General features: G+C 29.1%; 10 protein-coding genes. All 10 read right to left on the bottom strand.

The window, feature by feature from the left end; all coding sequences use genetic code 11:
* Window positions 1-90: 90 nt before the first annotated feature.
* A complete protein-coding gene (locus Q1A01_RS04055) occupies window positions 91-921 on the bottom strand; it encodes a hypothetical protein (RefSeq protein WP_299676363.1) in 831 nt (276 codons plus the stop codon).
* Window positions 922-1,334: 413 nt separating this feature from the next.
* A complete protein-coding gene (locus Q1A01_RS04050; RefSeq protein ID WP_299676360.1) occupies window positions 1,335-2,156 on the bottom strand; it encodes a hypothetical protein in 822 nt (273 codons plus the stop codon).
* Window positions 2,157-2,306: 150 nt separating this feature from the next.
* The gene (locus Q1A01_RS04045) at window positions 2,307-4,364 is read right to left on the bottom strand and encodes an ATP-binding protein (RefSeq protein WP_299676357.1); all 2,058 of its coding nucleotides are present in this window, start codon (window positions 4,362-4,364) and stop codon (window positions 2,307-2,309) included.
* A 69-nt stretch (window positions 4,365-4,433) separates the two neighbouring features.
* Window positions 4,434-5,510, bottom strand: coding sequence for an ATP-binding protein (locus Q1A01_RS04040; RefSeq protein WP_299676354.1), 1,077 nt, complete (start codon window positions 5,508-5,510; stop codon window positions 4,434-4,436).
* Window positions 5,500-8,040, bottom strand: a complete 2,541-nt coding sequence (locus Q1A01_RS04035) for an ATP-binding protein (protein WP_299676351.1) — start codon at window positions 8,038-8,040, stop codon at window positions 5,500-5,502. The genes Q1A01_RS04040 and Q1A01_RS04035 overlap by 11 nt, the downstream gene beginning before the upstream one ends.
* A 24-nt stretch (window positions 8,041-8,064) precedes the next feature.
* Window positions 8,065-8,826, bottom strand: a complete 762-nt coding sequence (locus tag Q1A01_RS04030) for a hypothetical protein (protein ID WP_299676348.1) — start codon at window positions 8,824-8,826, stop codon at window positions 8,065-8,067.
* 10 nt (window positions 8,827-8,836) lie between these two features.
* Window positions 8,837-9,109: a hypothetical protein gene (locus Q1A01_RS04025; RefSeq protein ID WP_299676345.1), complete on the bottom strand. Its 273-nt coding sequence runs from the start codon at window positions 9,107-9,109 to the stop codon at window positions 8,837-8,839.
* Between the two features lie 491 nt (window positions 9,110-9,600).
* Entirely contained in the window at window positions 9,601-10,638 is a 1,038-nt protein-coding gene (locus Q1A01_RS04020) for a hypothetical protein (protein WP_299676343.1), read from the bottom strand.
* A 177-nt stretch (window positions 10,639-10,815) separates the two neighbouring features.
* Window positions 10,816-11,712, bottom strand: a complete 897-nt coding sequence (locus Q1A01_RS04015; protein ID WP_299676340.1) for a tyrosine-type recombinase/integrase — start codon at window positions 11,710-11,712, stop codon at window positions 10,816-10,818.
* Window positions 11,699-12,640: a tyrosine-type recombinase/integrase gene (locus Q1A01_RS04010; RefSeq protein ID WP_299676337.1), complete on the bottom strand. Its 942-nt coding sequence runs from the start codon at window positions 12,638-12,640 to the stop codon at window positions 11,699-11,701. Before Q1A01_RS04010 ends, Q1A01_RS04015 begins: the two co-directional genes overlap by 14 nt.
* Window positions 12,641-12,644: the final 4 nt, after the last annotated feature.

Below are 12,644 nucleotides of genomic sequence, written 5' to 3'. Positions count from 1 at the left end.
ACGATTATATCTACAAAGTTATAATCAACCCTAATGCGTATTCAAAGAACTTTGGTCAAGGTAAATCCAAGGTAAATTTTACCTTGGATTTCAAGCAATCCATTTTTCAGCTCTAATCCTATATTCATTATACTTAGCTATTTTTTTCTTAATTGCTTGTTTGTATAATTTCATTTCTTTTTTAAATAAAACTTTTTTATCAAAGTCAATAGCAAAACTCTTTAAAGGAACAAAATGTCCCTTATTACCTCTTGGAGTGATTAATTTTTTATTCTTTAAAACATCAAATAATACTATAATGAAGTCCTTAGAATCTCTTTTAATTCTTACCTGCTTAGGAGTAACAGAAAATAGTTTTTCAAATTCAGACTTCAGTACAATTATTTTTTCAGATTTCAAATTATCTATGATATATTCCAAGAGATCTTTATTTCCATTCCATTCATAATAGACATTAATTTGGTTTTTTATTACTGAAAGATTCTTATGATTTGTTTTTATTTTTATTGAACGATCAATTTGTAATAATCTTTCTAAATCTTGATAATTATATCCCTCCAATTCACAAAACTCCCTTAAGGATTTTCCAAGTTCCTCAAAATCTTCAAAAGTCATCTTTTCTTGCTCTATTAATTTCTTTATAAGATAATTCCCTATATCAGCTAGAGTATATTTAAGTAATCTCTTATCCTTACCATTTTCAACTTTCAAAACAATATTATTAATTGCTTTTAATAAAGAAAAAGAGAATGTTGAAATATGATCTATATCTAAAAAGTTAGTTTTTCTTTTTAGATATAGAAGTTTTTCATTTACGACTTCTCGGAGATTATATTCATCAAGAAGTTCTATAGCTCCTCCAGTATCATCTCCATAAACGTCACTTAAAATCTCCTCAATTGTTAAAAGTAATTTTGTCATCCCATATAATCTTTTAAAAGATTATATGATTTCAAGGATCATTCCAAATTGAAAATCAGGACATTATGACATAATTCAAAATTAAATTATTTTCAAATAAACCAGAGAGATATTAATGATATTTTGAATATTAAAAAATATTTCGTTGATTTTTTGTATATTTAAGCTAATGGAATTAGTGGTCTCACTTATTGGTTTTATCTCTTCTCTTTTTGGGATATATTCATTTTTAAAAAATGATGCAATTTCCATATTTGACTTTTTAAAAAAATCTAAATTGGTTTAAATTTTTACCAATTAAATAAAATTAAGTCATAATACACGTATAATCAATATTTTGAAAATAGAGTTCGAATCCTTCCTAAATGAAAAAGATATTTTTTTAAAAATTGGTATTAGATTTTTCAAAATAACTAATTGCCAATTTTATTATCAAAAAACAGATAATCTACTGTTTCAAATATTTTATAACTTTCTCGTATACCCCCACAGCAACCATTCTCAAAACACATAGTTATAAATTCTGATTTTTTAATTAAATCCCTTACAAAAGATTCACTTGTGTAATAACAATGATGACCTGGGTATAGGTTTTCTTTAAATTTTTCAATCAACAACTCTGACGGAATTGCCATTAATTTATCCAGTATGGTCGTTGAAAAACAATCAAGATCAAAATCAACAATAAAGTTATTTTTCGGCTCAAAATGGAATCTATAATCTTCTTTTGAATAATTCCATCCCATATCATTCCAGAGTTCTCCATATTCACCTATTTTAACAATATCTTCAAGACATCCTCTATGACTTAATTCATCCCATACATCACCGATATTATAAATCTTTTTTGTTCCAAAGTGCTTGGTTTCATATTTTTCTACAAACGATATACTTGAGCGACTCGAATGAAAAAGAAACACGTTATTTATCAAACCTAATTCCATTCCAGTAATCACCCAATCATCATCAAGACCGCCTAATTTAAACTCAACAAATGACCAGAAATCTTCAACTGATGGATTATTGATAGCAAACTCTTGAGCAACTTCTAATATATCCTTAGAGGGATGGCAAGCATCATCGTGGTCATCAAACATAAATATGTCTAGTGGTGCTTGAGATTTATCTTTTAATACGTAAAGAACATTAAGTATCGTTCTGTGATCTTCATAGATATACACTTCTGAATCATCAACATATTTTTTATTAATATTACTTCTATGCCGTAGTGTCAATTTATTCTTGATTTAAGTTATTTATTATGATTTTTTTTTTAAGCTTGCAAATGATGTTATTCTATAAATTAGTTGTGTGGCTTAATCACTAAAATTAATAAATAAACTAAAGTCACAACTGATTTTACATAGCTTCTGTAGCCAGTACCTCTAGCTCAATTTTAGTTTATCAAACAATATTTTATTCCTTTGTTTTGAATCTTTAATTATTTTTTTGAATGGTAAAACCTCAATATAAGCTCTTGAAGTTTTAGTGTCGTAAAACTTAAATGAACCAAGACCATCAGGTGTTGGATCGAAACCTTCATAATCCAAAATCTTATCAAGAGTTGGGGTTTTGTCCGCAACTATATAGCAATAAAATGGAGTAAGTTTATTAGCTTCAATTCTTTTCCCTTTCACTTTTTGATTTCCCTCTATAATTTTCTCAATATATGTTCTTACCTGTTTGATTGGGTCATCTTTATAGATTCCGTGTTTATAATTATCCCTTTCAGGTTTTTTAAATTCTACTATTGTAAAAGATTCAAAAGGATATTTGTCTTCTGAAAATAAAGTAGCATTTTCAAATACTTCTTCTTTTTTAATTACAATATCAGAACGTTTAGTGGAGTCAGAACTTATACCTTCAATTTGCTGAAATAATTTATCCGAAGCAAGTAGAGAATTATAAGTAAGTCTTTCGTCCAATAACCAAAGATTTTGTTTTTCTGTTGTTACTGTTCTACCTGTTTCTCTTATGGGAAAAAATAAGCTATGAACAATATCTTCATTAGCGAATTTCTCTAACTCATTTAATTCGATTAATTTATCTAGTAAGTCAATTACGGAACGTCTATGTATTACATACCTAGTTAAGTCTGACTGCCCTATTTCATTAAATTGTGTAAGAAAATCACTATAGAGTTCCTTATATTCTACTAAATTAGTTATGTCTTTTTTCTTATCAATTAAATCAATCCCTTTTGTTTTAACCTCTATTCTCCAATCACTTTCAATTTCATATAATTTCAAATCTAATTCGTGCTTTGATAAACCAGCTGGAAGCTTTTCTATTCTTTCTTTATTGTAATGAATTACACTATGATAATTTGGGTATTCTTCTTCAATTATGGGATAGTAAGTCTCTAACTTCTCTGTTCTAACTTTTTTTAGAAAATCATTTAAAAGTTTCTCAATACTTAGAATAGTTTGTTTTCTGATTTTAGATAGTGTTATTTCTTTTAAATCGATTTCTTCCTCATCTTCCTCTAATGTGAAATTAAAACTTGTTCTAGCTTCATTTACATTCCTATTTAAATAGTCTCCGATAACAAAAACTTGAAAAAAATACCCTTCTTTATTTTCACCAGTAATTTTATTATTCAAATCCACTAAATATTTAGATAAGCCTTCGTCTTTTACTGTTCTTTCGTGTGCACAATAATGTATCTTATGACTTTTTGCTTTGTGAGATTTTGAAATAAATATTTTAAAAGTTTGATTTGAGATTTCAAAAGCGTCTTCTAATATTTCTTTTTCAAAATCCTTTAAAAACAAATTATTTAAGTTTATTTCTACATCATCTTGGTTTGCAATAATTATTTCTGGTTCAATTTTTTGAATAAAATATAATTGAAAGTGAGTGATAATTTGTCTTGCTATTTCTCGTAAAGATTTTGGAACAGATTTATCATAATTATCTTCATATTGTGACAAAACAACTTTTGTTCCGGTACTTGTTTTTGTCGTGTTTAAATTATCTTTAAAATTATCAAATCCTTCTTTTGATTTTCTATAATCAAAATGTAGCATTTTAAAAGTCATATTGCTTTTGTATATGCTCTCTACAGACAATTTTTTAAAAGCTTTTAAACAAATAAGTCTTCCGACTCCTTTCCCACCAATTTCTGCTTTTTTTTCAGAATCAAATTCCGAAAATGATTTAATATTTTCTTCGTTTAGACCAATTCCATTATCAATAATTTCAAATGAATTAATTGGGTATTCTTCAATATTTGAAATTTGTTTAAGAACTTCAGCATCTCCATTACGAATAGCCATTATTTTAATTTTTCCTTTAAAATCAGGTTTTAAGATTTGTTGTTCTTGAATAGCGTGTATAGAATTACTAATCACCTCAAATAAAGGATATAATGCTTTCGTTTTAGGTAAATAAAGTTTTTTTACCCTGTTCCTTAGATTTGTTGAGTTATGTGGTAATGACATTCAGTTTGTTTTTTTCGTATTGGTTACGACTGTTAATATAAGGAACATAGGGTATTATCATTCTATATTCTAAAGAGTTGAAAGTCTAAATTTATCTATTGCTTTCTTATCTATTTTTTCAATAATATTGAGTAAGTATTCCATTTTTTCAATAATTTGTTTTATTGAAAGTTCAAATTCTGAATTTAGTTGGAAGTTACCTTGAAAATATTTTAGAAATTTTTCATCAACTATCCCGTTCCTGTGAGAAAAAAGATGTCTGATTTGTAATATTTTCTCAATAGTATCTTGATCATCTTCTGTAATTATATTTAAACTACTAATAGGAATATTATCTTTAATAAAGCCCTTGACACTTCCTCTTTGGAGTTTACCTATTTTCTTTTTAGCAATATATCTAACAAATTCCTCTATATCTGAGCAATTTAGAACTTCTTTTACAGTAACTTCTTGATGCTCTCTTAAAGTATCTGGTTTTGTTATATATATTTCATATAGCAAATCTGATAAATAACCTTCAAATGTATCTACATAAGATGAGTATAAAATTCTTGTTAATATTTTTCCTTCCGAATTTGTAGTAGGTAGTTCGGCAGATACAGGATAAAGTAATAAACGCGAATTATCAATAATTTTTAAAACACTTTTGTAATGATTTAATAGGTCAATTTTTGAATTTGTACTATTATCAAAAGAGTTTATTAGTTTATTATTTAGAATATTTAATTCTTTATATCCATTAGGATCAAAAGAAGCTTCGTCTACTATAGTAACTGTTGTTCTTGAACCAGTTCGTTGGTATGCCTTATTATCAAAAAAGATAAGCTCAGATTCAGACTTTTTTACTTGAATAACAAATAGGTTTTTATCATTATATGTAACATATCCATAATTAACCTCAGGCTTTGGGGTTAATTGGTCAATTGCTTTTCTAGTAATTGCATTTGATCTAAATTCTTGGCTTAATCCGATAGTTTCAACCCTACCGCTTTCTTTTGTTACTCCAAGAATAATATAGCCTCCACTTGTATTAGCGAAAGAACAGATTAATTGAGCCATATTTTTTGATGGAGGTAATGAAGTCTTATATTCCAAAACTTCACTTTCAGGTTTACCTATAATACTATTTAATTCTTCAATCTCCATCTAACATAATTTTAGTTATTCCAGTCTTTTTTAAAATTTTACCTAAAGTAAGATTGAGCGGAGCACTAATACCATCTTCAACCCATAATTCTGAACTTCCATCTTCAAGAGCATCTCGTTCTGAACCATAATAAAATATAACCTCACCATTATCTGATGGTCTTACTACTATCGAAATTGATTTTTCTTCTTTTTCACCTGAAATGATTGTTGGAGCAATATCCTCCCAGTCAGAACCGTAATTTGGAAGACTTATCAGGTATTCTTTTACATTTTTTATAGCTCGTTCTATTAAATTTTGAGCATAATCATACATTTTCTGTGTAGGAGTATTTATATGTATAAATCTATTACTAAACTTAACATCTAATAACATTTCTTTAAGTTGTTGTTCTGACGTGATACCGTAGATCAATAAAACATTTTCACTTATCGAATCATGACGAAACTCTTCTTCAGGTACAGATACTATCTCATTTGACTTTAATGTACTAAGCTTTTCTTTTAAAACATTCATGTTGTCTATACCATATTCCTCCATCAAAACATCTAGCTCTTCTGCTTTTTTCATATTTTCAATTACTATCTCATCATCATAAAGACGATGTTTATTCTTATATAAACTCCCAAAAATATCTTTTGCTAAGAGATTGTTTTCGTTAAACCATAAATATATTTCTTTGAAAATTTGCTTAGTTTCCGCGCTTCTATCTACCTCATTTAGTTTGGATTGTATTAAGTCTCTAATTGTACTTGCTATATATTTATTGTCTCTAAATCTACTTTCAGGAAATTTTATAAAAGATATTCTACTATCTAAAAGCTCACTTTTTATATCATAACCCAAAAGTTTTGCTATTTTTTTAAGTTTTTCATCAATTTCATTATCACCAAAAAGTCCATTAGTAGAGTTAAATTCTCCATTTTGATTAGGGAATATTTGAAGAGAAAAGAATTCCCCTTTTATATTACTTTCTTTATGTAAAGTTTTGTAGAATTTCTCTAACCAAATAATAGATTTATTTTCATCGTCATAATCTAATCTTTCAGAAAGAGTTGAGAGTTCCTTTAAATCCTTAATATCTTCTATTATAGTTTTATAAGTTTCTTTATAGCAACCTTTCCAAATTACTTCATACCAATTATCTATATCTATTTCTGTAGGAACGTTAAACGGATTTAAATCATGAGAAAATTGCCAAATAGAACTTCTAGAATCTTTATCTATATGATATGGGAAATATATTTGAGGTTTACTTTTACTATTTTTAACGCTTAATAATTCTCCTTCAGAGGTTGTTATTATTGGAGTGGTGTTAAGCCCTTCTATAATAGGGTTTCTAATAAAATTTTCATACCAATTATTTGAAATAAGTTCTGATTCTAAATTGTTATTTATATGAACTAAGTTATATAGACTTCCCCACTTATTGCTACTTGCATATTTTAATAATTCAAGATAAAGATTAACCGAACTTTCAAGTATCTTTTTGTTTTGAAAAATATCTGGCTCATCTATATCTGTAAGATAAACCCCATCTCTTGGTTCCGTTGGATTAAAATAAGGATTATTAATAATGACAGGGAACGGGAAGAGTTCTGTTCCTATAAGTGGAAAAGTACAAAATAATTTTGGCGTTTTTTGATTATGTTTCTTCACTAAGATTTGACCTCTGTCATTCTTTTCTACTTCAATAGCTATTACTGTTTCGTTATCAGATATTGTTACAATTAAATTCTCTGTATCAAATAGTAGTTCATCCGTTATGTTTACCCTATGAAGCAAGATATTCTCTATGAGTTTTTCTGGCTTTGGATTTAAAGAATATTTTAATTTCTCATGAGCAAGATGTACCTCTTCAATCTGATTAGCAAAGACTAATACAAAAGAGAGATTTATAGTCAGGTCATCCAATCCATATTGAGCAATTGGAATCTTACTTTCGTCTAAAGAATAGTGAAAGCATGTATTATAATTAGAAGTAATGAAATTTTCATTTTGGTCCTGCCATATTGCTTCTTCAAGGTTTTTAAAAGATTCATCAACAGATTTACTAATTTCTTCAATCTCTCGGCCACTTCTATCTAAATTAATTTCAATCCGTCTATAGGGTTCACCTTCTTCGTGCAAAAATGATTCTATTTGAACTTTTTCTGATAAAAGATGAGTTGTCAAAAAACCTGTTCCAAATTTCCCTATAGTCTTTTTATCTTTAGAATTGGAACTACCGCGATCCTTAGTAGAAACTTGCTCAATTAAAAAAGTAATATTCTCAACTGAAAATGGTTTTCCATTATGGCTAAATTTCAAAGAATAAGAATCTTTTTGATCAAATTCAATCCTTATTTTGATTGAGTTATTATCAAATGAAACATCCATTGCATTTTGAATAAGTTCCCATATCCAGCGCCTTTTTGAGTTTTCGGTATTTTCTAACCGAAGTTTTCTCATTAAGTCTAATATTTTAGTTGCTACATGTCTTGTATGTGCTTTTTCTCTAGACTCAGCTATCTTATCTTTGTATGTCATTTAATTCAAAACTTATACTTAATATTAAATTAATTCTGAAAGTTCTAATGGAGTAATTTTTTTAAAATTAAATTCCTCGTGCAAAATTCTAGTATTTTCAATACTTAATACAGAAGTCGAACCAGCTTTCTTTGCACTATCATTTGTACAAAAATAATCTCCATTAAGGCCTATATGTGCTGCTACAGAATCACCATCTGCCCATTCAGCAACTGCTGATGCAATCTTTTGATTTTCTGAATCAGGAGCTTTACCTACGCCTATAAACCAACTATTCGGGTAGTACTTCTCTCCAATTTTCTTAATATCATAAAGGCCTGCTTTTAATTCTTCGATCCTACCAGAGACTATTGCTAATTTTTCTACATTGACATTATGCAAGTCTATTTTCTTTCCTTCAATATCTGGATTAACACTTGTTCCTATTCGTGGAATATTTATTATTTTAAATCCAAGATTTAAAGCATCATTTAAATGTTCGTTAAGGAATTCATTATTTCCTGGGTGAAGTTTAGGATCTGGAGCAATTGAAGCAGAAATATTTACAATTCCATTTTTTTCAGAAATATTATATGTTTTTTTTGGAGAATATGTTCTAAAAAAACTCTTTCTTTCTACTCGTTTAACGGCTTCCAAAGTGAAAATAGTTTCACTTAAATATGCTTCTATTTTTCCTAATCTTATAGATTTATTAATCTCAAAATAAGCCTTTTTAAAAGGGTCTTTGGGGAAATTCTTAGGAGATGCTATTTTTCTCCAAGTATTAGAGTCAAAAGTTATTTTCATTTATAATATTTTAATCAAACCTATAATGAAAAGATAAAATCTGTCTAATAGTATCAACAGTAGATAAGAATGGGTTTTTTTCTGATTCAAAATTATCTAAGTAATCATTAAAGTTATTTTGATACATTTTTCTACTCATATTTGCTGATAATTCATCCATTTCCTTAAAATGAATTTCCTCAATAAACTTTATAATTTCTTTTGAATTTTGAAGGGCGGTTTCTTTACTTTTTGACAAGTAGAACTCATTAAATAATGAGTTTAATTTTACTGATTTATTCATCACTTATAATTTTTAAGCATACTTTACAATGTGTTATAAGATTATCAAATAACAATTTTAAATTCGAATACAATTGTGGTTTCCCGTAATCAGAGGAGAATAAACAAATAACCCCCAATGAAAATTGAGGTTTGTTTAGAGTAATACATTTAACTTAAGGGATTTGTAAGATACAGTAATTAATTGATAGGATGCAAATTATCAATCATTTCTTGTAGATTTTCAATATCATCTTGCAGGAATCGTTCGGTAGAAGAAATATAGCGATGTCCTGCCATATATTGAACTTCACGTATGTTGTGAAGTTTTAACCAATGCGTAATTACCGATGCACGTATCTGATGTGCGTTTTTGATATTCAGGATAATGGTACGGAGTTTTTAAACAGCTGACAAGCAATTCTAAAACGATCCGAATTTTGCGATATAAAAGCCTTTGTGTGGCACGCTATAATATTATGGAGGGTCTCCCTATCCATACTTGTTAATAATCTATTCACTTAAATTAGTAATTAGATCTTTCAATGATTTTATTGTAATATCTTCTAATAGAACGTTTATATTTTGATCAACTATATATGTGTTATATTGTATAAATTCGCTTTGTCTTCCAATTTTAGTACTAGCCTGACCAGTTGCAGATACATTTCCTAAAACATAACTTAAATTTCCATTTAGACCAATACTTGCTTCTCCATTAAAACTAGATTTACCAGAATTAGATGATAATATTACTTCATAATTAGAGCTTATAAATACCTTAGTGTTTTCAGTATATTTTTTCGGAATTTCGTTTAGAATTGATTTTAACACATCAATTCTAAGTTTTTTTGTAATACTATCTACCCCTTCAAATCGCCCCTCTCCTTTATAAGCTTGATAAAGAGGCGAATAAATAACTCCACTGACTATAATTAGTGATTTGTCAGAATCTAGTGCCCCTTTTGCACTACTAGTTATAGAGTTAGATTTTAATCCTAAATCAGCAGATATTGCTGCTGATAAAAAACCAGAACAATCTAATGTGTAGGAAAAATTATTATAAGTATTCTTATTACGTTCAAAATAGTCTAGTTCATTATAATTGGGTATTGTTGGTGCTTTTCTTGCAAAAATCAAGTCGCTTTGAATGTTAGTACTGTCAATCAAATGAAAGCCGTGAACTAATAAATTACTACCTCCTCTTTTCAGTTCAACAACTGTCTCTGTATCTTTAATTAAATCATTTTCTAAAATTATATTTGGTATAAAACCAAATTCAGCACCTTTCTTTCCCTTAATTTTTTTTAATCTTTTTTTTAGTTTCTCATCATATTGGCAAGCAAAATTATTTGGATCAAATAATTTTATTAATTCAGAGTATAGATTTTTTTCTTCTCCTAATTGAATAGTTATTGTTCTATATGAAGCAGGAATAACGATTTTCCCGCTATCACTATTTATGGAATCTGCTGCTACTTTAGTAATTGTTAAGTCATCTATAATGTTTTCAAAAAAAAAAATAATTTGAATTATTAGTATTGTTATCACTCTTTTGAGTACTTTTAAAATTAACACTATTACATCCGTAAAGAATGTTAATTACGATAAGAAGTATAATTAGTCTCATAATACATGTTAGTAAAGTTATTTTATAATTGAGGTAAAAGTTAATCTCATTTGATAAATTAACTTTACGGCTTTCCGTAATTTAAAAAAATAATGTAATTAATTGATAGGATGCAAATTATCAATCATTTCTTGTAGATTTTCGATATCATCTTGCACAAATCTTTCGGTAGAAGAAATATACCGATGCCCTGCCATATATTGCACCTCTCGTATGTTGTGAAGTTTTAACCAATGGGTAATAACCGATGCTCGTATCTGATGTGCGTTTTTGATATTGAGGTTAATGGTACGGAGTTTTTTAAAAAGCTGACAAGCAATGGTAAAACGATCCGAGTTTTGCGGTATAAACGCTTCTGTGTGGCACGCTATAGCATTTTGCAAGGTTTCCCTATCCGTTTGTATATACTGGGCTAAGGAAAGCACCTGTGGCGATTTGATTTCTAGCTTGCGATAGTTGGTTTTCCGTGTGCTTGGAACATAGATATTCCCTCGCTCTAGATTTACGTGGTGTATTTTAAGATGTTTTATAGATGTTATAGAAAGTCCTTGATATATCATAAGTCCTATAATCACCTTATCTCGTATTGCTACCGATGGACTATTGGGTAATTCTATATTTTGCGTTTTGAAACTATAAAACAAATCTTCCAGTTCCTCATATTCTAAAAGATTATGATTCAGCGTTCGTTTTGCTCCTCTGATATTCATATTCTCCATCGGGTTATCTCCTCTATGGTTTTCTTCTATCAGATAGTTAAAGAATACTTTTAAGGCTCCAATGCGTAGTTTGGTCGTTTTCTTTGAGGGTCGCTTCCCTGCTGTGGGACGTTGTATTTTCTTTGCGTAGGTTAAACAGGTTTTATAATCAATGGTATAGGGGTCATAGTCTTTTGATTCACACCAACTCATAAACTTATCACAACAGATCAAATAGGTGTTGATTGTTGATTTGGCATACGCCTTTTCATAGAGATAGGTGTCAAATGATTTCATGTTCGTTCATCGTTACTAGGTGCGTATAGATTTGCGTCGATTCAAGCGAAGAATGGCCTAAGAATTGACTAATGGATTTCATAGGCACCTTGTTTTGCATGAGATGCGTGGCGATGCTATGACGTAAGGTATGCAGGGTAATATCCTTTGCTTGGATGTTTTCGTCTTCGCTAGCTTCAACTATATACTTAAGCCTATTAGCTATCGACATATCATTGATGCGTTTTCCTAATTGCGAGATTAAAAAAGCATCGGTTTGATAGTTATTCTGAAACTCTGGTCTGCCTTCATAGAGATAGTCTTGGAGAATACTTAGATTATAAGCATTAATCGGCACAAAGCGTTCTTTGTAGTTTTTGCCTTTACGTACATAGATACGTCCTTTATCAAATAAGATATCTTCGCAATTGATATGGACTGCTTCATTTCGCCTGAGTCCGCAACTATATAACAATACGAGTATTGCACGGTCTCTCATTTGAAAGTGTTCACTCATGTGGGAGTAATCACAAGCTTTAAAGAGTCGTTTGATTTCATCTTGGGTAAGGATTACCTTATCTGTATTGTGATAGGATATTTTCTCTCCTTTCAGGTGTACACCAAATTTAATATTGGCATTGTGCTCTTTTAAGTAAACTAAGAACTTCTTTAAGGCTTGTTGGTGTTTATTTAAAAAGGCTTTTGATAATCCTCCGCCACGTCTTTGGTTACCACGTTGTGATAGTTGGGTGTAGTATTCTTGGATAAGTAGAGTCGTTACTAAATCAAGATTACGATGTCCTCGCTTCTCTAAGTAATAGAAGAACTCTTTTAAGTGATTCGGCAGGTTATAGACCGTAGTAGGAGCATAGCCAAGTACGTCTAACCAATTCGTATATGAGTAGAGGAGCTGTATAAATACCTCGTTTTTAAGTTGTAGTTTTTTCATACCC

The organism is uncultured Dokdonia sp. (assembly GCF_947492815.1).
Lineage (GTDB): Bacteria > Bacteroidota > Bacteroidia > Flavobacteriales > Flavobacteriaceae > Dokdonia.
This window is presented reverse-complemented; position numbering and strand designations above follow the sequence as displayed.